At 62.0% G+C, this 21682-nt stretch carries 16 protein-coding genes; 5 read left to right on the top strand and 11 right to left on the bottom strand.

Annotated elements, in window-relative coordinates; translation table 11 throughout:
- Nucleotides 1-34: 34 nt before the first annotated feature.
- The 4 genes from poxB to AC2CGQ_RS11305 all read right to left on the bottom strand — a co-directional run bounded on the left by poxB (nt 35) and on the right by AC2CGQ_RS11305 (nt 5740).
- Nucleotides 35-1756: a ubiquinone-dependent pyruvate dehydrogenase gene (poxB, locus tag AC2CGQ_RS11320; RefSeq protein ID WP_484593671.1), complete on the bottom strand. Its 1722-nt coding sequence runs from the start codon at nt 1754-1756 to the stop codon at nt 35-37.
- Nucleotides 1757-1954: 198 nt separating this feature from the next.
- Nucleotides 1955-2956, bottom strand: coding sequence for an NADH oxidoreductase (gene hcr, locus AC2CGQ_RS11315; protein WP_166444995.1), 1002 nt, complete (start codon nt 2954-2956; stop codon nt 1955-1957).
- Nucleotides 2957-3012: 56 nt separating this feature from the next.
- The gene (gene hcp / locus AC2CGQ_RS11310) at nt 3013-4662 is read right to left on the bottom strand and encodes a hydroxylamine reductase (protein ID WP_484593670.1); all 1650 of its coding nucleotides are present in this window, start codon (nt 4660-4662) and stop codon (nt 3013-3015) included.
- Nucleotides 4663-4843: 181 nt separating this feature from the next.
- On the bottom strand, nt 4844-5740 hold the full coding sequence (locus tag AC2CGQ_RS11305; protein WP_031299866.1) for a LysO family transporter: 897 nt from the start codon (nt 5738-5740) through the stop codon (nt 4844-4846).
- A 187-nt stretch (nt 5741-5927) separates the two neighbouring features.
- On the opposite strand from AC2CGQ_RS11305, the gene AC2CGQ_RS11300 reads away from it, so the two are divergent.
- On the top strand, nt 5928-7586 hold the full coding sequence (locus AC2CGQ_RS11300; RefSeq protein ID WP_004928362.1) for an ATP-dependent endonuclease: 1659 nt from the start codon (nt 5928-5930) through the stop codon (nt 7584-7586).
- Between the two features lie 14 nt (nt 7587-7600).
- Here the strand turns inward: AC2CGQ_RS11300 and AC2CGQ_RS11295 are convergent, their stop codons facing one another.
- Nucleotides 7601-8554, bottom strand: a complete 954-nt coding sequence (locus AC2CGQ_RS11295) for a VirK/YbjX family protein (RefSeq protein WP_049241121.1) — start codon at nt 8552-8554, stop codon at nt 7601-7603.
- A 194-nt stretch (nt 8555-8748) separates the two neighbouring features.
- Between AC2CGQ_RS11295 and macA the strand changes: the two genes are divergently transcribed.
- Together macA and macB are read left to right on the top strand one after the other, a co-directional pair.
- A complete protein-coding gene (macA, locus tag AC2CGQ_RS11290; RefSeq protein WP_031299864.1) occupies nt 8749-9864 on the top strand; it encodes a macrolide transporter subunit MacA in 1116 nt (371 codons plus the stop codon).
- Nucleotides 9864-11810: a macrolide ABC transporter ATP-binding protein/permease MacB gene (macB, locus tag AC2CGQ_RS11285; protein ID WP_484593669.1), complete on the top strand. Its 1947-nt coding sequence runs from the start codon at nt 9864-9866 to the stop codon at nt 11808-11810. Before macA ends, macB begins: the two co-directional genes overlap by 1 nt.
- A gap of 87 nt (nt 11811-11897) precedes the next feature.
- On the opposite strand, the gene cspD is transcribed toward macB, so the two are convergent.
- On the bottom strand, nt 11898-12119 hold the full coding sequence (gene cspD / locus AC2CGQ_RS11280; RefSeq protein WP_004928349.1) for a cold shock-like protein CspD: 222 nt from the start codon (nt 12117-12119) through the stop codon (nt 11898-11900).
- A gap of 355 nt (nt 12120-12474) precedes the next feature.
- On the opposite strand from cspD, the gene clpS reads away from it, so the two are divergent.
- Together clpS and clpA are read left to right on the top strand one after the other, a co-directional pair.
- Complete coding sequence (gene clpS / locus AC2CGQ_RS11275) at nt 12475-12795, top strand: ATP-dependent Clp protease adapter ClpS (RefSeq protein ID WP_004928347.1); 321 nt, start codon at nt 12475-12477, stop codon at nt 12793-12795.
- A 27-nt stretch (nt 12796-12822) separates the two neighbouring features.
- Complete coding sequence (gene clpA, locus AC2CGQ_RS11270) at nt 12823-15102, top strand: ATP-dependent Clp protease ATP-binding subunit ClpA (protein ID WP_004928343.1); 2280 nt, start codon at nt 12823-12825, stop codon at nt 15100-15102.
- A 205-nt stretch (nt 15103-15307) separates the two neighbouring features.
- Here clpA and infA read toward each other — a convergent pair whose 3' ends face one another.
- The 5 genes from infA to trxB form a co-directional block, all read right to left on the bottom strand.
- A complete protein-coding gene (gene infA / locus AC2CGQ_RS11265; RefSeq protein ID WP_002211347.1) occupies nt 15308-15526 on the bottom strand; it encodes a translation initiation factor IF-1 in 219 nt (72 codons plus the stop codon).
- Between the two features lie 105 nt (nt 15527-15631).
- Nucleotides 15632-16357 (bottom strand): leucyl/phenylalanyl-tRNA--protein transferase, encoded by a 726-nt coding sequence (aat, locus tag AC2CGQ_RS11260; protein WP_015377315.1) that lies wholly within the window; start codon nt 16355-16357, stop codon nt 15632-15634.
- A gap of 29 nt (nt 16358-16386) precedes the next feature.
- Nucleotides 16387-18126: a heme ABC transporter ATP-binding protein/permease CydC gene (cydC, locus tag AC2CGQ_RS11255; protein ID WP_015377316.1), complete on the bottom strand. Its 1740-nt coding sequence runs from the start codon at nt 18124-18126 to the stop codon at nt 16387-16389.
- Nucleotides 18127-18128: 2 nt separating this feature from the next.
- Nucleotides 18129-19895, bottom strand: a complete 1767-nt coding sequence (gene cydD / locus AC2CGQ_RS11250; RefSeq protein WP_075684378.1) for a heme ABC transporter permease/ATP-binding protein CydD — start codon at nt 19893-19895, stop codon at nt 18129-18131.
- Between the two features lie 240 nt (nt 19896-20135).
- Nucleotides 20136-21107 carry a thioredoxin-disulfide reductase gene (trxB, locus tag AC2CGQ_RS11245; RefSeq protein WP_004928321.1) on the bottom strand — a complete coding sequence of 324 codons (972 nt, stop codon included), beginning with the start codon at nt 21105-21107 and terminating at the stop codon, nt 20136-20138.
- Nucleotides 21108-21682 lie beyond the last annotated feature (575 nt).

Here is a 21682-nt window from a genome sequence, read left to right as displayed (position 1 = left end):
ATCATATACCCTTTATTTTACCGGGGCAGCTTGCTTAACGCAGCCAGTTGGTTTTCGCCAGTTCAACCACTTCGTCGCCGCGGCCGTTGATGATGGCGCGCAGCATGTACAGGCTGAAGCCTTTCGCCTGTTCGAACTTGATCTGCGGCGGCATCGCCAGCTCTTGCTTGGCGGTGACCACGTCCAGCAGCGCCGGGCCGGGATGCGCCAACATCTCCTGCAGCGCGCCGTCCAGATCGGAGGCTTTTTCCACGCGGATGCCCTTGATGCCGGCGGCGTTGGCGATCGCCGCGAAGTCCGGATTATGCAGGTCGGTGCCGTCGGTCAGGTAGCCGCCGGCCTTCATCTCCATCGCCACGAATCCCAGCACGCTGTTGTTGAACACCACGATTTTCACCGGCAGCTTGAGCTGCGCCAGCGACAGGAAATCCCCCATCAGCATGGTGAAGCCGCCGTCGCCGCACATGGCGATCACCTGTTTATCCGGCGCGGTGGCCTGAGCGCCGATCGCCTGCGGCATGGCGTTGGCCATCGAACCGTGGTTGAACGAACCGAGCAGGCGACGCTTGCCGTTCATTTTCACGTAGCGGGCGGCCCACACTGTCGGCGTGCCGACGTCGCAGGTGAAGATGGCGTCGTCGCTGGCATAGTGGCTGAGCTGCTGCGCCAGATACTGCGGGTGGAGCGGTTGGTCGTCGCCGGCGGTCGCCAGCCCGTCGAGATCCTTGCGCGCGTTGCGGTAATGCTCCAGCGCCTTGTCGAGGAACGCCCGGTCGCGCTTCGGCTCCAGCTGCGGCAGCAGGGCGGTGAGGGTGGTGTGGATATCGCCCACCAGCGCCATGTTGACCGGGCAGTGCGCGCCGATGCTGCCGGGGTTGATGTCGATCTGAATGATGTTGGCGTTGGTGGGGTAGAACGCGCGATAGGGGAACTGGGTGCCGAGCAGCACCAGCGTGTCGGCGTTCATCATCGCGTGGTAGCCGGAGGAGAAGCCGATTAGCCCGGTCATGCCGACGCTGTACGGATTATCCCATTCGATATGTTCTTTGCCGCGCAGCGCGTGCACCACCGGCGCCTGCAGCAGCTCGGCCAGCTTAACCACTTCATCGTGCGCGCCGGCGCAGCCGCTACCGCACATCAGGGTGATGTTCTTCGCTTTGTTCAGCGTTTCCGCCAGCTTGTTCAGCTCGCTCATCGGCGGCTGCACCAGCGGCAGCGCCGGGGTATGCCAGGTCACGGCCGCGTCTTCCGGCGCCATGCGCAGTGCCACGTCGCCCGGCAAGACGACCACCGACACGCCGCGATTGAGGATCGCCTTGCGCATGGCGATCTCCAGCACGCGCGGCAGCTGTTCCGGGTTGGAGACCAGCTCGCAATAGTGGCTGCATTCGCGGAACAGCTCCTGCGGATGGGTTTCCTGGAAGTAGCCGCTGCCGATTTCGCTGGAAGGGATATGCGCGGCGATCGCCAGCACCGGCACATGGTTGCGGTGGCAGTCGAACAGGCCGTTGATCAGGTGCAGGTTGCCGGGGCCGCAGGAACCGGCGCACACCGCCAACTGGCCGGTAAGCTGGGCTTCGGCGCCGGCGGCGAAGGCGGCCACCTCTTCATGGCGGGTGCCCAGCCATTCGATGGTGCCCATGCGGTGCAGGCTGTCGCTAAGGCCGTTGAGCGAATCGCCGGTCACGCCCCAAATGCGTTTTACGCCGGCTTGATCCAGCGTTTTGGCGATCAGTGTGGCTACGGTTTGCTTCATGGTTCCCCCAAACAAGGTTTGAAAAACGATGTGGACTCGATCCGGTGAGTGGCAGCAGAACAACTGCAAGCATAGCTTACCGGCTGTGGACGAGATGCGGTCAGGAAGGGTAAAGAGCGTAGGACGGGGAAAAGTGTAACCGGGCTGGCCGCGGGGAGCTTGCCGATAAATGCCCCATCGCGGCGATGGGGCCAGGGATTACGCCAGCGTGACATCGCCCTGCAGTTGGCAACTGCAGGCCAGCACGTAGCCCTGCGCGATTTCTTCCGCGCTCAGCGTCATGGCGCTGGTGGTGGTGTAGTCGCCCTCGAGGATGCGGGTTTTGCACGAACCGCACACCCCGGCGCGGCAGGCGGCGTTGACCGGCAGGGCATGGGCCTCCATCGCCGCCAGTAGGGTGCTGCCGACCGGCACGCGGAATTCGCGCAGCGGGCGGGCGGCGCGCAGCGTCAGCCCTTCGGTGGCGTCGGCCTGCGCCGTCGGCGTGTGGAACTGCTCCTTATGGAAACGCTCGGCCGGCACGCCGAGCCGGCGACAAAGCTGCTCCACCTGATCCATGTAGGGCGCGGGGCCGCAGGTCATCACCGTGCGTTCGGCGATATCCGGCGCCGCCTGCCGCAGCGTCTGTTCATCGATGCGGCCGCTGAGGTAGCCGGGCTGCAGATCCCGCTCGGCCATCAGCGTCAGGCGCAGCTGCGGATGGGCGGCACACAGCGCGCGCCATTGATCGGCGAAAATCGTGTCTGCGGGGGTGCGCACGTTAACGATCGCGGCGATATCGCAGGCCGGACGGTTGGCGGTCAGCCAGCGGCACATCGAGACGATCGGCGTCACGCCGCAGCCGGCGGCCAGCATCAGATAACGATCGGCCGGGTGGCGCTCGCAGCTGAATTCGCCCTGCGCGTCGGACAGCCACAGCGTGTTGCCGGGCTTGACCTCTTGCGTCAGCCAGCGCGATCCGACGCCGTCCGGCAGGCAGCGCACGCTGATGCTGAGAAAGCGGCTCTGGCCGGGCGAAGAGGAGAGCGTATAGGCGCGCAGCGTCTCCTCGCTGTTGCGAATGCTGACCAGCGCGAACTGGCCGGCCTGGTAAGGGTAGAAAACGTCGCAGATCAGGTTCAGCGTCCAGACGTCGGCGGTTTCACGCTGGATGGAATGCACCTGCATGCGGTTCGGGCAAAGCGGAGTGGGTTGAGTCATCGGGGCACCTCAAAAAGCAAAGGGGCCGGCGCAGGCGGCCCCATAACGTAACGGCATCAGGCGAGCAGCGCTGCGATATCCTGCTCGACGGTAGTGATCGGGCGCAGGCCGAATTTCTCGTTGAGGATCGCCATCAGGTTGTCGGTCAGGAAGCCCGGCGCGGTCGGGCCGGTGACGATGTTTTTCACCCCCAGCGACAGCAGCGTCAGCAGAATGACGATCGCCTTCTGTTCAAACCACGACAGCACCAGACTGAGCGGCAGCTCGTTAACGCTGCAGCCGAGCGTATCCGCCAGCTTGACCGCCAGCATGATGGCGGAGTAGGCGTCGTTGCACTGGCCGACGTCCAGCAGGCGCGGCAGCCCCTCCAGCGTGCCGAAGTCCAGCTTGTTGAAACGGTACTTGCCGCAGGCCAGCGTCATGATCAGGCAGTCTTGCGGCACGCTGCGGGCGAAGTCGGTGAAGTAGCTGCGCTCGTCGCGGCTGCCGTCGCAGCCGCCGACCAGGAAGACGTGGCGCAGTTTTTTCTGCGACACCAGGTCGATGACCGTGTCGGCGGCGTTAAGCAATGTCTGGCGGCCGAAGCCAACGGTGATCAGGTGTTCGATCTCGGTGTAAGGGAAGCCGTTCATTCCCTGTGCCTGGCGGATCACGGCGCCGAAGTCGTCGCCTTCCAGATGGTTGACGCCCGGCCAGCCGACGATGCTGCGGGTCCAGATACGATCGCCGTAGTTGCCGACGTTAGGATCGATGATGCAGTTGGAGGTCATCACGATCGGGCCGGGGAATTTTGCGAATTCCGTCTGCTGGTTTTGCCAGCCGCTGCCGTAGTTGCCCACCAGGTGCTTGAATTTTTTCAGTTCCGGATAGCCGTGCGCCGGCAGCATTTCACCGTGGGTGTAGACATTGACGTTTTGCCCTTCGGTTTGCTCGAGCAGCATGCGCAGATCTTTGAGATCGTGGCCGGAAATCAGAATGGCTTTCCCGGCCACCGGGCGCACGTTGACCGCGCTGGGCTGCGGATCGCCGTAGGCCTGGGTTTCACCGCGATCGAGGATCGCCATCACGTTGAAGTTCATCTTGCCGATGCCCATGGCGTTGTTCAGCAGGGTATCGACGTCGCGCGGCCGGGTGCCGAGCCAGGCCATGAAAGCGTGGTAGTCGGCATAGAGCTGTTCGTCGAACTGGCCGAGCACGTGCGCGTGTTCCATATAGGCCGCCGCGCCTTTCAGGCCATACAGACACAGCAGGCGCAAACCGTGTACGTCGTCGCCGATCTCGGCCTTGTCGCTGTCGAGGGCAAACTGCGCCGCCTGTTGCAGCAGCGCAGGCATATCGTCGCCGGCCAGCTGCAGCGCCGCCATCGGGTGATTGACGCGCACGCCGGCGTCCAGCAGCCGGCAACGGGCGGCCAGCGAGTCGCGCAGCAGCAGGGTTTCCCGCGCGTAGCCGATGATGCGCTGGGAATCGAAGTTGACGTTGGTCAGGGTGGAGAAGAAGGCGCGCGGGGCGAAGCTGTCGATTTCGTGGTCGACGATGCCCAGCGAACGCGCCTGCAGCGCCCAGGCGGAGAGGCCCTGCAGCGCCGCCACCAGCAGATCCTGCAGATCGGAGGTTTCCGCCGTTTTGCCGCACATGCCCTGAGCATACGCGCAGCCGTTGCCTGCCGGGGTACGAATGGTTTGTTCACATTGCACACAGAACATAGTCGCTTCCTTTTATTTTTAAAGTTGCATTTATAATGCTTGTTTAAAAGCATAGATCGGCGATCGGGGTTGCAAAAGGCTTTTGTGCGACTACTGCGGGCAAGTTTGATTTAGCGCAATTTTGCGGTGCGGATGGGAATGATTACGCTTTGGGGGCCAGGCGGCCCCCAGGGGGAAAGGATCAGGAGAACAGGGCGATCAGCACCGGCGCCAGCAGGCTCAGCAGGAAGCCGTGCACGATGGCGGGCGGCACCATGTCCAGCCCGCCGCTGCGCTGCAGCACCGGCAGGGTGAAGTCCATCGAGGTGGCGCCGCACAGGCCGAGGGCGGTGGAGCGGCTGCGGCGCACCAGCGTCGGGATCAGCATGATCGCCACCAGCTCGCGCGCCAGATCGTTGAAGAACGCGGCGCTGCCCATCACCGGGCCGTAGGCGTCGGTGATCAGAATGCCGGACAGCGAGTACCAGCCGAAGCCGGAGGCCATCGCCAGCCCGGCCTTGACCGGCAACCCCAGCAGCTGCGCCGCCAGCGCGCCGCCGGCCAGCGACGCGACGGTCACCACCAATGCCACCAGCGTGCCGCGGCGGTTGAGCACGATCTGGCGCAGCGTCATGCCGCTGTTGCGCAGCTGAATGCCGACCAGCAACAGCAGGAAGATCAGCGCATATTCGCTGCCTTTATGGGCGAACTGCAGCCATTGCCACTGCGTCAGGCCGAGCAGGAAGCCGCCGAGCACCACGCCGCACAGCTTGAGCGACTCCAGCGCCATGTGCACGCGCGAAGGCAGCTTTTCCTGTTTATGGCTGCTGCGCCACGGCATGCGCCGCTCCAGCAGCGCCAGCAACAGCAGGTTGGCGCAGAGAATGCAGAAGAAAAACACTGCGCTGTACTGGAAGATCAGCATCAGATTGCTGCTGAGATTCTCCATAAACGCCAGGCTGATGCCCATGAAAAACAGGATCACATACACCATCCAGCTCAGCAGCCGGTTGATCAGCACCAGCAGCGGGCGATGGCGTAAGGGAATGAGGTAACCGACAATCAGCGGTAACAGAATAATCAACAGTCCTGAGTACATGGTGCAACGAGTGTCCTTGAGTTTTGAAGCGCGCCGAACGGCGGCGAGGAGCACACGCTAACCAAAAGCCCGGCCGGAGTAAAGCGGCAGATTTGACGTTGGCCGCTTGACCTGCAAGGGGTTTTTTGACCATGCTCTGTGAAGGTCACCTCATTGAAGAGGCGACGGCGCGCACGGGAGGCGGCGGATGTTCTTGGAGCGTATCGAAATTGTAGGTTTTCGCGGCATTAACCGGCTGTCGCTGATGCTGGACGACAACACGCTGTTGCTCGGCGAAAACGCCTGGGGTAAATCCAGCCTGTTGGATGCGCTGACGCTGCTGCTGGCGCCGGAGCAGAAGCTGTATCGGTTTGAAGCGCACGACTTCCATTTCCCTCCCGGGGAGGAGGCGGCCAAAGAGCGCCACCTGCAGGTGGTGTTCACCTTCTGCGAAAAAGACATCGGCCACGCGCACCTGCCGCGCTATCGCCACCTGACGCCGCTGTGGGTCAAGGGCGAAGATGGCTTGAGCCGCATTCATTACCGCTGCGAGGGCGAGCTGGCCGACGACGGCACGGTGTGCACCTGGCGTGGTTTTCTCGACGCCGACGGCAACGCCTTTCAACTGCACCATATCGAACAACTGGCCCACGCCATTATCCGCATCCATCCGGTATTGCGCCTGCGCGACGCGCGCTTTATTCGTCGCCTGCGCCCCAGCAGCCTCGGCGATGAACGCAAACCCGATACCCAGGCGCTGGCGCAGCAGTTGGATCAGCTGACGCGCGAGCTGGTGCGCAATCCGCAGAAGTTGACCAACGGTGAGCTGCGTCAGGGGCTGGCGGCGATGCAGCAGCTGCTGGAGCACTATTTCGCCGAGCAGAGTTCACAGGTGACGCGGCCGCGCCGCCGCGGCGGTGAACCGGAGCAGGACGCCTGGCGCGCGCTGGACGGCATCAACCGCATGGTGGCCGAGCCGAACAGCCGCAGCATGCGCCTGATCCTGCTGGGGATGTTTTCCACCCTGCTGCAGGCCAAGGGCGACGTCAAGCTGGATCCCCATGCCCGGCCGTTGCTGCTGGTGGAGGACCCGGAAACTCGCCTGCATCCGATCATGCTGTCGGTGGCCTGGGGGCTGCTCAATCAGCTGCCGCTGCAGCGCATCACCACCACCAACTCCAGCGAACTGGTGTCGCTGGTGCCGGTGGAGCACGTCTGCCGGCTGGTGCGCGAGTCGGGGCGGGTTGCGACCTACCGTCTCGGGCCGCGCGGGCTGAGCGCCGAAGACGGGCGGCGCATCGCGTTTCACATCCGTTTCAACCGGCCGTCGTCGCTGTTCGCCCGCTGCTGGCTGCTGGTGGAAGGCGAGACCGAAGTGTGGCTGCTGAACGAGCTGGCGCGCCAGTGCGGCTACCATTTCGAGGCGGAAGGGGTGAGGGTCATCGAATTCGCCCAGTGCGGCCTGAAGCCTCTGCTGCGCTTCGCCCGCCGTATGGGTATCGAGTGGCATGCGCTGGTGGACGGCGACGAGGCGGGCAAAAAGTACGCCAATACCGTGCGCAGTCTGCTGGACAATCATGAAGACAACGAACGCGATCGGCTGACCGCGCTGCCGGCGCCGGACATGGAGCACTTCATGTTCCGCGAAGGGTTCGGCCCGGTTTATCACCGAATGGCGTCGGTGCCGCTCAACGCGCAGATGCCGGTGCGCAAGGTGATCCTGAAAGCGGTTCACCACTCGTCGAAGCCGGATCTGGCGATTGAGGTCGCGATGCAGGCCGGCGAATGGGGCACGGACTCGGTGCCGCCGCTGCTGAAGAAAATGTTCTCACGGGTAATCTGGCTGGCGCGCGGCCGGGCGGACTGACGGCCCGCCGGGCGTTATCGGGCGCAGAAATGCGCCGTCAATCCCTGTTCCAGTTCGTCCAGCAACTGATAGCGGCGGCGATACTCGGCGCGCTTCTTGCTGGCAATCTCTTCGATCGGCTTGCGGGCGATGCGCTCGGGCAGCAGGAAATAGCCGCTGTCGAGCGGTTTGGCGCCCATCGACAGCCAGAACTGATCGTAATCGGCGTGCAGTTGATCCTTCTTCTTACTCTGGTAACGCCAGTTTTGATAGATATGGGTGGCATTGCCGACGGCTACGATCCGGCGGATGCCGAGATGCCGAGCCAGCGTGCAAACGCCTTCCAGCACCAGACGTTTAGGGAACAGACCGTGACACTCCTTGGTGGTGTGCTGGATCTCGGCGTGCGGCACCTCATGGTTCGCGCCCTGCAGGCCGCCGATGAACAGCGTCGGCTGCTGCTGATAATGCATCAGCGCAAAGGTGATTTCCGCCAGCATCACGCCGTTGGCGTTGCGCAGCAGCAGCGTGGCTTCCCCTTCCTTATTCAGTTTGTCGATCGCCGCCAGTTCCAGCGAGATCGGCGCTTCGTTTTTGCCCATCGCGCGGGCCAGCACGAAAGGCTGTGGGCCGAGGTGGCCGAGACGCATCTTCAGCGGCATGCGCTGCACGATGAGATCGTAATGATCGCGCAGGGCGAACAAGCATTCGATCTTGCTCATGTTGGCCGCCAGGTAGGGGCGATGCAGCTTGCACGGCAGGTTCGGCTGCGCGTTCAGGATCTCTTCCAGCAGCGGGTTGCTGGCCAGGGTGCTGAGCAGGCCGCTGGTGGTGCGCCAGTTGAGCAGCGAACGGCCGAGAAACTTCAGGCGAAACGAGGTTTTTTTCCAGGCGTTGCTTGGCGCCTTTTCGCCATTGATCAACGCCGTCATCAGTTGCCAGCCGTTAAGCGGCCGGGGGGAGGCGAGTGGGTAGCTGAGCTGTGACATGATGAAATCCTTGGCTGTGTTGAATGGCGGTATTTCATCAAGGTTTCACTAAACGGGAGTTCAATGCTGAACTGTAACCAGGCGTGTCTCCACATTGTGTTGAGCTAAGGTTTAGTTATTCCCTACGTTGCATGCTAATTTAGCTCCGCCGCCGCAATGGGCGGTCGATATTCACAAGCACAGGCAGGTCAATTTTGACAGGGTTTAAAGGACATAAACGCCGCTGGATACTCGCACTGGCGGTGATTGCGGCGCTTGCCGCGGCGGCCGTTTGGCACTTTCGCCATCCGGCGCCGACCGATTTCAAAACGGTGAAGGTCACCCAGCGCGATCTGCAGCAGAACGTGTTGGCGACCGGCCAGCTGGACGCCGTGCGCAAGGTTGACGTCGGCGCGCAGGTCAGCGGGCAGTTGGAAAAACTGTATGTCGAGATCGGCGACAAGGTGAAAAAAGGCCAGTTGCTGGGGGTTATCGATCCGCAACAGGCGCAGAACAGCATCCGCGAAGGCGAGGCGACGCTGCGCGAACTGCATGCGCAGCTGCTGCAGGCGCAGGCGGAACAGCAGCTGGCGGCGGTCACGCTGCAGCGCAACCAGGCGCTGGCCAGGCTGCAGGCGGTGTCGCGTCAGGATTTGGATCAGGCGGCGACGCAGCTGGCGGTGAAGAAGGCGCAGGTGGGCACCATCAATGCGCAGATCGCGCGGAATCAGGCCAGCCTGGACACCGCCAAGATCAACCTGGCCTACACCCGCATCGAAGCGCCGATGGATGGCGACGTGGTGCAGATCACCACGCTGCAGGGCCAGACGGTGATCGCGGCGCAGCAGGCGCCGAACATTCTGACGCTGGCGGATCTCGGCACCATGCTGGTGAAGGCGCAGGTCTCGGAGGCCGACGTCATTAACCTCAAGCCGGGTCAGAAGGCCTGGTTCACGGTGCTGGGCGATCCGACCCGGCGCTTCGACGGCGTGCTGAAAGACATTCAGCCGACGCCGGAAAAGGTCAACAACGCCATCTTCTATTACGCGCGTTTCGAAGTGCCCAACCCGGAAAGGCTGCTGCGCTTGCAAATGACGGCGCAGGTGCACATTCAGTTGGCCGGCGTCCAGCAGGCGCTGGTGATCCCGCTGGCGGCGCTGGGCGATCAGATCGCCGACAATCGCTACCACGTTTCGGTGCTGAAACAGGGCAAGGAAGAGAAGCGTGAGGTGGCCATCGGCCTGCGCAACAATATCGATGTGCAGATCCTCAGCGGGCTCGAGGCGGGCGATGAGGTGATCGTCAGCCGCGGCGGCGTGGAGGCCGGCTGATGGCGGCGCTGTTGCAGCTGAACGGCATTCGCCGCAGCTACCGTTCCGGCGAGCAGACGGTGGAGGTGCTGAAGGGGATCAGTCTGAGCATCGACACCGGTGAAATGGTGGCGATCATGGGGGCTTCCGGCTCCGGCAAATCGACGCTGATGAACATTCTCGGCTGCCTGGACAAGCCGAGCGCCGGCGTGTATCGGGTAGCCGGGCAAGATGTGGCGATGCTGAGCGACGATGCGTTGGCGCAGCTGCGGCGCGAGCATTTCGGCTTTATCTTTCAACGCTATCATCTGCTGCCGCACCTGAGCGCGGCGCACAACGTCGAGGTGCCGGCGGTGTATGCCGGGCTGGGCAAAGCGGCGCGGCGCGAACGGGCGGAAGCGCTGTTGCGCCGTCTGGGGCTGGGGGAGCGAGTCAACTATCGGCCGAGCCAGCTTTCCGGCGGCCAGCAGCAGCGCGTCAGTATCGCCCGCGCGTTGATGAACGGCGGGCAGGTGATCCTGGCGGATGAGCCGACCGGCGCGCTCGACAGCCATTCCGGCGAAGAGGTGATGGCGATCCTTAAACAGTTGTGCGCCCAGGGGCACACGGTGATCCTGGTGACTCACGATCCGGTGGTGGCGCGCCAGGCTGAACGGATCATCGAGATCCGCGACGGCGAAATCATCTCCGATTCGCGCCCGACGCCGTCGGAGGATGCCCAGGCCAAGCCGCTGGCGCTGGCCGCCGTGGCGCCTTCCTGGCGGCAGATGGGCGGCCGTTTCCGCGAGGCGCTGATCATGGCCTGGCGCGCGATGGCGGCCAACAAGATGCGCACCGCGCTGACCATGCTCGGCATCATTATCGGCATCGCCTCGGTGGTGTCGATCCTGGTGATCGGCGACGCCGCCAAGCAGATGGTGTTGGCGGACATCAAATCCATCGGCACCAATACTGTCGATATCTATCCCGGCAAGGATTTCGGCGACGACGATCCGACCTACCGGCAATCGTTGAAATACGGCGATCTCGACGCGCTGCGCGAACAGCCTTACATCAGTGCGCTGTCGCCGAGCATCAGCAGCAGCATGCGGCTGCGTTTGGGCAACGTTGATGCGGCGGCCAACGTCAACGGCGTCAGCGAGCAGTTCTTCCGCGTGTACGGCATGAGCTTTACCCAGGGCGTCGGCATCGATCCGATGCAGGTACAGTCGCAGGCGCAGACGGTGGTGATTGACGCCAATACCCAACGGCGGCTGTTCCCGCACCAGAAGAACGTGGTGGGGGAAGTGATCCTGGTGGGCAACATGCCGGCGACGGTGGTCGGCGTGGCCAAGGAGAAGCAGTCGATGTTCGGCAGCAGCAAGACGCTGAACGTGTGGGTGCCGTACAGCACCATGGCCAACCGGCTGATGGGCAACAGCTATTTCGATTCGATCACCGTGCGCATCCGCGACGGTTACGACAGCAAGGAAGCGGAGCAGCAACTGTCGCGCCTGTTGACGCTGCGCCACGGCAAGAAGGACTTTTTCACCTATAACATGGACAGCCTGGTGCAAACCGCGGAGAAAACCACCCGCACGCTGCAGCTGTTCCTGACGCTGGTGGCGGTGATTTCGCTGGTGGTCGGCGGCATCGGCGTGATGAACATCATGCTGGTGTCGGTGACCGAGCGCACGCGCGAGATCGGCATCCGCATGGCGGTGGGCGCCCGTTCCGGCGACGTGTTGCAGCAGTTCTTGATCGAGGCGGTGTTGGTCTGCCTGGTGGGGGGCGCGCTGGGGATTACGCTGTCGTTCGCCATCGGCCTGGCGGTGCAGTTGGTATTGCCGGGCTGGCAGATCAGCTTCCCGCCGGCGGCGTTGCTGAGCGCGTTCCTCTGTTCCACCGGTATCGGCGTGGTGTTTGGCTATCTGCCGGCGCGCAATGCCGCGCGGCTGAATCCGATCGATGCGCTGGCGCGCGAGTAAGTAAAAGGCATAAAAAATGCCAGTCACACGGCGGCTGGCATTTTTATCGCAGTCAGGGTCAATGCAGCGCGACGCTGCTGGAGGCGTTCAGGACAGCGCCTCGCTTTCCACCGGCACAATCAGACTGGCATGGTTCCCTTTTGGCCCTTGATGCACGTCGAAGCTGACCTGCTGGCCTGCCTTCAACGTTCTGTAACCATCCATCTTGATGGTGGAATAATGCGCGAAAATATCTTCGCCACCGCCGGCTGGGCAGATGAAGCCAAAGCCTTTGGCGTTGTTAAACCATTTAACAGTACCCGTCTCCATGCTTTTACATCCCTCGCAACGCTATTTTAAGTGAGATGAATAACTGAATTCGCACCCGCCGTGGGCGGGTAGCAGGGTGGACAAGGGGTGGTTAAAAGACCACCAGCCACGAATTTACACTCTAGAGCAAATGATCGGGGCGTCAAGGGATCGGCTTTTGTCGGCGGGGAGCAGTTCACCAAAGTTTGAAGCAGGTAACGCTATTGCCACGATTCAGTCACAATTGGCCCGTTTTTTTGCGCACGTTACAGTGCGGCGGGACGATGGCGAAGATGATAAAATAGTAACTATCCCCACTTTGAATAACCGAAACCTGTCCCCATATCAGAGGGCAGAGCAGAGAAGATGAGCAGCGATGGGCAATAACAACGACTGGCTAAATTTTGAACACTTGGCCGAAGAAAAACAAATCGATGCGGTAAAACCGCCGTCTATGTATAAAGTTATACTTAACAACGACGATTACACACCGATGGAATTTGTGATTGACGTTCTGCAAAAGTTCTTTTCTTATGATATTGAACGCGCAACGCAACTGATGCTCACGGTCCACTATCAAGGCAAGGCGATCTGTGGTGTTTTCACCGCCGAGGTGGCGGAAACCAAAGTCGTCCATGTGAACCGGTACGCAAGGGAGAACGAGCATCCGTTGCTTTGTACGCTGGAAAAAGCCTGAATAAGGCAATCTATTGGGGAGGTGCTTATGCTCAATCAAGAACTGGAACTCAGTCTCAACATGGCTTTCGCCAGGGCGCGTGAGCACAGACACGAGTTTATGACCGTGGAGCACCTGTTGCTGGCGTTGCTGAGCAACCCTGCCGCGCGAGAAGCGCTCGAGGCATGTACGGTGGATCTGGCCGCGTTGCGCCAGGAGCTGGAAGCCTTCATCGAACAAACCACACCGACGCTGCCCGCCGGCGAAGAAGAGCGCGACACTCAGCCGACGCTCAGCTTCCAGCGCGTGTTGCAGCGCGCGGTCTTCCATGTGCAATCTTCCGGCCGCAGCGAAGTCTCCGGCGCCAACGTGTTGGTGGCCATCTTCAGCGAGCAGGAGTCGCAGGCGGCCTATCTGCTGCGCAAGCACGACGTCAGCCGTCTCGACGTGGTGAACTTCATTTCACATGGCACGCGTAAAGACGAGCCGGGCCAAGCGCCGAATGCGGAAAACCCGGTGAACGAAGAGCAGTCCGGAGGGGAAGACCGTATGGAAAACTTCACCACCAACCTCAATCAGTTGGCCCGTGTGGGCGGCATCGATCCGTTGATCGGCCGCGATCGTGAGCTGGAGCGCGCGATTCAGGTGCTGTGCCGCCGTCGTAAAAACAACCCGCTGCTGGTCGGCGAATCCGGCGTGGGCAAGACCGCGATCGCCGAAGGCCTGGCCTGGCGTATCGTGCAGGGCGACGTACCGGAAGTGATGGCGGACTGCACGCTGTATTCGCTGGATATCGGTTCACTGCTGGCCGGCACCAAATACCGCGGCGACTTCGAGAAGCGCTTCAAGGCGCTGCTCAAGCAGCTGGAACAGGATCAGAACAGCATCCTGTTCATCGATGAAATTCACACCATCATCGGCGCCGGTGCGGCTTCCGGTGGGCAGGTGGATGCCGCCAACCTGATCAAACCGCTGCTGTCGAGCGGCAAGATCCGGGTGATCGGCTCGACCACCTACCAGGAGTTCAGCAACATCTTCGAAAAGGATCGCGCTTTGGCGCGCCGCTTCCAGAAGATCGATATCACCGAACCGACGGCGGAAGAGACCGTTCAGATCATCAACGGCCTGAAGGCCAAGTATGAAGCGCACCATGACGTGCGTTATACCGCCAAGGCGATCCGCGCCGCGGTGGAGCTGTCGGTGAAATACATCAACGATCGTCATCTGCCGGACAAGGCGATCGACGTGATCGACGAGGCGGGCGCCCGCAGCCGGTTGATGCCGGCCAGCAAGCGCAAGAAAACCGTCAACGTGGCCGATATCGAATCCGTGGTGGCGCGCATTGCGCGCATCCCGGAGAAAACCGTGTCGGCCAGCGATCGCGACGTGCTGAGAAATCTGGGCGATCGCTTGAAGATGCTGGTATTCGGCCAGGATCAGGCGATCGAAGCGCTGACCGAAGCGATCAAGATGAGCCGTGCCGGTCTGGGCCACGAGCGCAAGCCGGTCGGTTCCTTCCTGTTTGCCGGGCCGACCGGGGTCGGGAAAACCGAGGTCACCGTACAGTTGGCCAAGGCGATGGATATCGAGCTGCTGCGTTTCGACATGTCCGAGTACATGGAGCGGCATACCGTCAGCCGTCTGATCGGCGCGCCTCCGGGCTACGTCGGTTACGATCAGGGCGGGCTGCTGACCGATGCGGTGATCAAGCATCCGCATGCAGTGGTGCTGCTCGATGAGATCGAGAAGGCGCATCCGGACGTGTTCAACCTGCTGCTGCAGGTGATGGACAACGGCACGCTGACCGACAACAACGGCCGCAAGGCGGATTTCCGCAATGTGATCCTGGTGATGACCACCAACGCCGGGGTGCGGGAAACCGAACGCAAGTCGATCGGCCTGGTGCAGCAGGACAACAGCACCGACGCGATGGAAGAGATCAAGAAGGTGTTTACGCCGGAGTTCCGCAACCGTCTGGATAACATCATCTGGTTCAACCATCTGTCTACCGAGGTGATCCAGCAGGTGGTCGACAAGTTTATCGTCGAACTGCAGGCGCAGCTGGATGCGAAGGGCGTCTCGCTGGAGGTGAGCGACGAAGCGCGTGATTGGCTGTCGGTGAAGGGTTACGACCGTGCGATGGGCGCTCGTCCGATGGCGCGCGTCATGCAGGAGAACCTGAAGAAACCGCTGGCCAACGAGTTGCTGTTCGGCTCGCTGGTGGACGGCGGTTCCGTGAAGGTCGAGCTGGACAAGGACAAGAAACAGCTGACCTACCACTTCCTCAGCGCCGCCAAGCGCAAAGCGGACGAGGGCGCGGTGCACTAAGGCCGCCTTCAGGCAAAGAAAAAGCGATGCTTCGGCATCGCTTTTTTTATGGGTGAGATTCACCGTATAACAGAAACGAGTGAGCCCTCTCAGTTTACCTGCGCACCTGCAACCCGTTGTGTAACGTCGCTGCGGGGGTAAACGGAAAGGGCTCCCGAGGGATTACATCCTCGATGCCGCCAGCGTGTGGCGCGCGGTGAGCCGATTAACGGCTACGGAAGACAATGCGGCCTTTGCTCAGGTCGTACGGGGTCAGCTCTACAGTGACTTTGTCGCCCGTCAGGATGCGGATATAGTTTTTACGCATTTTACCGGAGATGTGTGCGGTTACCACGTGCCCGTTTTCCAATTCAACGCGGAACATGGTGTTCGGCAGCGTATCAAGAACGGTGCCCTGCATTTCAATATTGTCTTCTTTGGCCATCGAATCCTCTAGGTCTAACTACCTTAGTTTTTAACCGGCAAGATAATGCCGAAAAACCCCCATTATGTAAAGATGTGTCGGTGAACATTGCACCGTTTCCACCAATTAGTTTGCTGGGCAGGGCGGTTCAACCGGCTGTGGGGATATGACTTGCGGCGCCCAGCACGCCGGTGCCAAAGGCCGCCGTTGAAGGGTGCTGAGCTGCTGCAAAAATTGACGGCGCGGAATTTCACGCGCGCCAAGGCGGGCAGTGTGAGCGTTCAGCACCTGGCAGTCAATCAATTCCCCGCCATAAGCGGCAAAATGGCGGCAAAAGGCCATCAATGCGCATTTTGAGGCGTTGGTGACGCGGCTGAACATCGATTCGCCGCAGAACAACGCGCCCTGCGCCACGCCGTACATGCCGCCGACCAGTTGATCATCCTGCCATACCTCCACCGAGTGCGCGTAGCCGAGGCGATGAAGATGTTGATAGGCGCGCTGTACCTCCGGGCCGATCCAGGTGCCTTCATCCGGCCGGTGGGCGCAGGCGGCGATCACTGAGGCGAAGTCGTGATTAAGCGTGATGCGAAACGGATCGTGGCGCAGAAAGCGTTTCAGGCTGCGGTTGAGATGAAACTCGGCCGGGAACAGCACCGCACGCGGATCGGGTGACCACCACAGAATCGCTTCCCCCGGCGAGTACCAGGGGAAGATGCCGCGCTCGTAGGCTGCCAGCAGCCGTGGTGCCGTCAGGTCGCCGCCGATCGCCAGCAGGCCGTTGGGATCGCGCAGGGCGCCCTCAGGCGAGGGAAACGCCAGCGACTGAGGGGAAAGCTTAACGATGCGCATACAGGGTTTCTGCGTCCTCTACGGGCCGATTACGGCGCCAGGTTGCTGATACGGTTGCGAAAGCGGGCATAGCGGCCCTGCTGGCGCATTAGGGCGGCGTGATCGCCCTGTTCGACAATTTGGCCGTCATCCATTACGCAAATGCGATCGAGATGCTCCAGGCCGTACAGGCGGTGCGTCACCAGGATCAGCGTCTTGCCCTGACAATGCCGGCGCAGCAGCGCCAGGATCTGCTGCTCGGTCTCGGCGTCCAGCCCTTCGGTGGGTTCGTCAAGCAACAGCAGCGGGGCAGGGTGCAGCAGCGCGCGGGCGATGCCCAGCCGGCGCTGTTCGCCGCCGGACAGCTGCCGGCCGCCTTCCCCCAGCCAGGCGTTCAGCCCGCCGTCGCTGTCCAGCAATTTGCCGAGCCCCACCTGCTGCAACACCTCGCTCAGGCGAGCGTCGCCGGCATCCGGTGCGGCCAGCCGCAGGTTTTCCCGCAGCGTATCGCTGAAGATATGCACTCGCTGGCTGACGACCGTGGTCATTCGACGCAGCGTGGTTTCATCATAATCTTCCAGCGGTTCGCCGTTGAGCAGAATTTTTCCGCCGTCGGTGCGCCAGGCGCGGGTCAGCAGCTGCAGCAGGGTGGACTTGCCGCAGCCGGTGCGGCCGAGCAAGGCGATGTGTTCGCCGGCTGCCACCTCGAGCGTGACGTCGCGCAGCACCGGCTGCGGCTGATCGGGGTAGGTGAAACTCAACTGCCGCAGGCTAAGCTGAGCCCGGTCGGCGGCGGCCGGGCCGACGGCCGGGAAGGAGACTTCCGGTTGGCGATCGATGATCTGTTTGACCCGCGTGGCGGAGGCGATCACCTGGCCGAGGTGCTGGAAGGCGCCGGCCACCGGCATCAGCGCTTCGAACGACGCCAGCGCGGCGAAGACAAACAGCGCGATCAGCGCGCCGGGTTGGGTATCGCCGCCGATGCCGGCGGCGGTCAGCCACAGCAGCAGTGTCACCGTCAGCCCGCTGGCGAGGATCATCAGCGCCTGCGCCTTGCCGCTCAGCGAGGCTTGCTGCCACTGGCGGCGTTGCCACAGCTGTTCGGTGGCGTTCAGCGTCTGGCGGAAGTCGTTGACGGCGCCGAACACCACCAGCTCCGCCTGCCCCTGCAGCCAGGCGGTCAGGTCGGTGCGGTATTGGCCGCGCAGGGCGGTGAGTTGCCCGCCGATCGGTTTGCCGGCGCGATAGAACACCGGCGGCACCAGCAGCAACAGCAGCAACAGAATGCCGCCAAGCGTCAGGGCAAGCGCAGGATCCAGCCAGCTCAGGCCGTAGGTGACCACCAGGATCACCGCCGCCGCGCCTACCAGCGGCGAGATCACCCGCAGATAAAGGTGATCCAGCGTGTCCACGTCCGCCACCAGGCGATTGAGCAGGTCGGCCTGGCGGAAACGGGCGATGCCGCCCGGCGTCAGCGGCAGGATCTTGCTGAAGGTGAACACCCGCAGGTGCGACAGCACGCGGAAGGTGGCGTCGTGGCTGACCACGCGCTCGGCGTAGCGCCCGGCGGTGCGGAAGATCGCCGCGCCGCGCACGCCGGCGGCCGGCAGCATATAGTTGAAGGTCAGCAGGCCCGCCAATCCGGCCAGCGAAGAGGCGGCCAGGAACCAGCCGGAGAGCGCCAGCAGGCCGATGCTGGCCAGCAGGGTGACGATCGCCAAAAGGATGCCCAGGCTAATCAGCAGGCTATGGCGGCGATACAACGCCAAAAACGGCAGCAAAACGCGCATGATTAAAGCTCCCCGCGGCGATGGGCGATCAGCGTGGCGAACAGGCCCGGCTGGGCGCTGAGGGTGGCGTAATCGCCCTGCTGCACGATGCGCCCGTTATCCATCACCCAAATCTGATCGTAGTCTTCGGTATCTTCCAACTGGTGCGTCACCAGCAGGGTGGTTTGCTGATGCGAAGCGGCATTCAACGCCTGCATCACCCGTTGTTCGCTATGGGCATCGAGGCTGGCGGCCGGTTCATCCAGCAGCAGCAAGCGGCGCGGGCCGATCAGCGCCCGGGCGACCGCCACGCGCTGCGCCTGGCCGACCGACAGGCGGGCGGCGTTGTCGCCCACTTCGGTGTCGAGCCCCTGCGGCAGATACGGTAACAGTTCGCTGACGTAGGCGAGCTCCACCGCCTGCTGCAGCTGCGCTTCGTCGGCCTGCGGGCAGCCCAACAGGATATTGGCGCGCAAGGTTTGCGCCGGCAGATGCGGGTTCTGCCCGACCCAGCTCAACTGTTGCCTCCAGTTTTCTGCGGACAGTTCACGCAGCTCGACGCCGTTGACGGTCAACGAGCCGCGGTAGGGCAGAAAGCCGAGCAGCAGATTGAGCAGCGAACTTTTACCGGCGCCGCTCAGCCCGACCAGCGCCACGCGCTGCTGCGGTTGCAGGGTGAAACTCAGCGGCCCGGCCAGCAGCACGCCGTTCGGCGACAGGATTTCCAACGCGTTCGCCTGTAGCGTCAGCGGCTGATCGGCGGGCAGCTGCCGCGTGCCGTTGCCCATCTGCTCGCCTTCGGCGCTGAGGAAGGTTTCCAGCGCTTCCGCCGCGCCGACCGCCTGTGCTTTGGCATGGTAGAAGGTGCCGAGATCGCGCAGCGGTTGGAAAAACTCCGGCGCCAGAATCAGCACCAGAAAACCGGAAAACAGCGTTACGCCGAGGCCGTAGCTGCCGAAATTGAGTTCGCCGAGGTAGGAAAAGCCGAAGTACACCGCCACCACGGCGATGGAAATCGAGGCGAAGAACTCCAGTACGCCGGAAGAAAGGAAGGCCATGCGCAGCACTTCCATGGTGCGGCTGCGGAAGTCTTCGGAGGATTTGGCGATTTGCGCGGTTTCGGCCTGCGCGCGGTCGAACAACCGTAGGGTGTCCAGGCCGCGCAGGCGGTCGAGGAAGTTGCCGCTCAATCGCGCCAGTGCCACGAAGTTGCGGCGGTTGGCGTCGGCGGCCCCCATACCGACCAGCGCCATGAACAGCGGGATCAGCGGCGCGGTCGCCAACAGAATCAAACCGGCGGCCCAATTGATCGGGAAAACGGCGATCAGGATCAGCAGCGGGATGAAGACCGCCAGATACATCTGCGGCAGATAGCGCGAGTAATAGTCCTGCATATCCTCGATCTGCTCGACGATGATGCTGGCCCAACTGCCCGCCGGTTTGCCCTGGATCCAGGCCGGGCCGAGCTGCTGCAACTTATCCAGCACCTGCTGGCGCATGCGCTGACGGATCACCTGGCCACACTGGAAACCGACCCGCTCCCGCAGCCAGCTCAACAGCGCCCGCAATGCGAACGCGACGATCAGCCAGATAAACGAAGGGATCAGCTGTTCGCGCGGGATGTGCTCGATGATCAGGGCGTGCAGCAGGCTGGCCAGCAGCCACGCCTGCGCCACGATCAGCAGGCCGCTGAACAGCCCCAACAGCATGGAAAGGCGCAGCCAACGCTGCGCTAACGAACTCTGGGTTTTAAGCCAACGGGTTAACTGTTGCTGTCTGGTTTTTTTCATCAGATATGCGTCTGCGTCGCCGGCGCCCGTTTGTTACGGGCTGGGTTAACGTACTGTTAAATAATAGTGTTTGGCGCAATCGGCGACAAACAAGCGAGGCCTCATGTTACCTCGTCACCCGGCAGACTGAAAAGAATAAAGAGGGCAAATATGGCTATAACAGATGGGAAGGAGAGATTGCTAAACCCAGAAACAAAAAAAGCGGCTCGAGAGCCGCTTTTTGCCGATGATGAAAACGTCTTAGCAGACTTCCGCGCCGGCGATGCCGTCCAGGTAACGTTCTGCGTCCAGCGCCGCCATACAGCCGGTGCCGGCGGAAGTGATCGCCTGGCGGTAGACGTGATCCATCACGTCGCCTGCGGCGAAGACGCCGGGGATAGTGGTTTGGGTCGCATTGCCGTGAATGCCGGACTGTACCTTGATGTAGCCGTTTTCCAGCTCCAGCTGGCCGCCGAAGATGCCGGTGTTCGGGCTGTGGCCGATAGCGATGAACACGCCGGCCAGTTCCAGTTCACGGGTTTCGTTTTCCGCTTTGGTGCTGCGGATGCGCACGCCGGTCACGCCCATTTCATCGCCCAGCACTTCGTCCAGCGTATGGTCGGTGTGCAGCACGATGTTGCCGCTTTTCACTTTTTCCATCAGCCGGTCGATCAGGATCTTCTCCGAGCGGAAGCTGTCGCGACGGTGGATCAGGTGAACCTCGGCGGCGATGTTGGACAGGTACAGCGCCTCTTCAACGGCGGTGTTGCCGCCGCCGACCACCGCGACTTTCTGGTTGCGGTAGAAGAAACCGTCGCAGGTCGCGCAGGCGGAAACGCCTTTGCCCTTGAAGGCGTCTTCGGAAGGCAGGCCAAGGTAGCGGGCGGAGGCGCCGGTCGCGATGATCAGCGCGTCGCAGCTGTATTCGCCGCTGTCGCCGAACAGGCGGAACGGACGCTGCTGCAGATCGACGCTGTTGATATGATCGAAGACGATTTCAGTCTGGAACTTCTCCGCGTGCTCGCGCATGCGCTCCATCAGCGCCGGGCCGGTCAGCCCTTCGGCGTCGCCCGGCCAGTTTTCCACTTCGGTGGTGGTGGTCAGCTGGCCGCCTTGCTCCAGACCGGTGATCAGCACCGGATTCAGGTTGGCGCGCGCCGCGTAGACGGCGGCGGTGTAACCGGCCGGGCCGGAGCCCAGAATCAGTAATTTGCTATGTTTAGCCGTGCCCATGAATAACCTCTTTATTCCACAATGGCGGACAATGAAGCCGATTGTAGGGAAAATGGCGCAGTAAAAAAAGCGCCGGGCGACGTTGTTAACGATTTGTATGATAGTTGTCGCCTATTAATGCACCCGCTGTCGGCAAATCGTACGCCGAACGCAGAAATTTACCTTATCAAAGCCGCATTCGGCTGCTGAATCGCCAACCGCGCAAAAACGGCGCATTCTGCGACTTCAGCCGCTCCCCGCCGGGGTTTATCTGCCAGCGATTCATAACCAAAAATGGGATGCAGACTTTTCGTGACGGTACGTTGTTCTGATTTTGCTTCTTTTACTTTGACAATCCGCTGCGCATTTGCGAAAACATCATAGGAAGAAGAAATTATCCCCGTAACACCAGCAAATCGTACGTATTTGCGCCGCGAGGCGGCAATGCGCGATGGGTGTGCGGAGCAGAGCGCGCAAGCGTTTGCTGATTTTTTCTCGACCTAAACGTCGTTACCTGCATCGCGCGGAGTTGGACAGACAGGCTGCGCGGCGTGGAATGATGGTAGTGAAGAAGCATATGACAGGCATCGGGTCTT

The sequence above is a fragment of the Serratia sp. DFXYC6 genome (assembly GCF_057196085.1).
This window is presented reverse-complemented; position numbering and strand designations above follow the sequence as displayed.

Coding starts and splice junctions, on each gene's coding strand:
- AC2CGQ_RS11300 (WP_004928362.1), top strand. CDS start 5,928: ATGTTCTTGGAGCGTATCGAAATTGTAGGTTTTCGCGGCATTAACCGG.
- poxB (WP_484593671.1), bottom strand. CDS start 1,756: ATGAAGCAAACCGTAGCCACACTGATCGCCAAAACGCTGGATCAAGCC.
- cydC (WP_015377316.1), bottom strand. CDS start 18,126: ATGCGCGTTTTGCTGCCGTTTTTGGCGTTGTATCGCCGCCATAGCCTG.
- clpS (WP_004928347.1), top strand. CDS start 12,475: ATGGGCAATAACAACGACTGGCTAAATTTTGAACACTTGGCCGAAGAA.
- macB (WP_484593669.1), top strand. CDS start 9,864: ATGGCGGCGCTGTTGCAGCTGAACGGCATTCGCCGCAGCTACCGTTCC.
- infA (WP_002211347.1), bottom strand. CDS start 15,526: ATGGCCAAAGAAGACAATATTGAAATGCAGGGCACCGTTCTTGATACG.
- trxB (WP_004928321.1), bottom strand. CDS start 21,107: ATGGGCACGGCTAAACATAGCAAATTACTGATTCTGGGCTCCGGCCCG.
- clpA (WP_004928343.1), top strand. CDS start 12,823: ATGCTCAATCAAGAACTGGAACTCAGTCTCAACATGGCTTTCGCCAGG.
- hcr (WP_166444995.1), bottom strand. CDS start 2,956: ATGACTCAACCCACTCCGCTTTGCCCGAACCGCATGCAGGTGCATTCC.
- aat (WP_015377315.1), bottom strand. CDS start 16,357: ATGCGCATCGTTAAGCTTTCCCCTCAGTCGCTGGCGTTTCCCTCGCCT.
- AC2CGQ_RS11305 (WP_031299866.1), bottom strand. CDS start 5,740: ATGTACTCAGGACTGTTGATTATTCTGTTACCGCTGATTGTCGGTTAC.
- hcp (WP_484593670.1), bottom strand. CDS start 4,662: ATGTTCTGTGTGCAATGTGAACAAACCATTCGTACCCCGGCAGGCAAC.
- AC2CGQ_RS11295 (WP_049241121.1), bottom strand. CDS start 8,554: ATGTCACAGCTCAGCTACCCACTCGCCTCCCCCCGGCCGCTTAACGGC.
- cspD (WP_004928349.1), bottom strand. CDS start 12,119: ATGGAGACGGGTACTGTTAAATGGTTTAACAACGCCAAAGGCTTTGGC.
- cydD (WP_075684378.1), bottom strand. CDS start 19,895: ATGAAAAAAACCAGACAGCAACAGTTAACCCGTTGGCTTAAAACCCAG.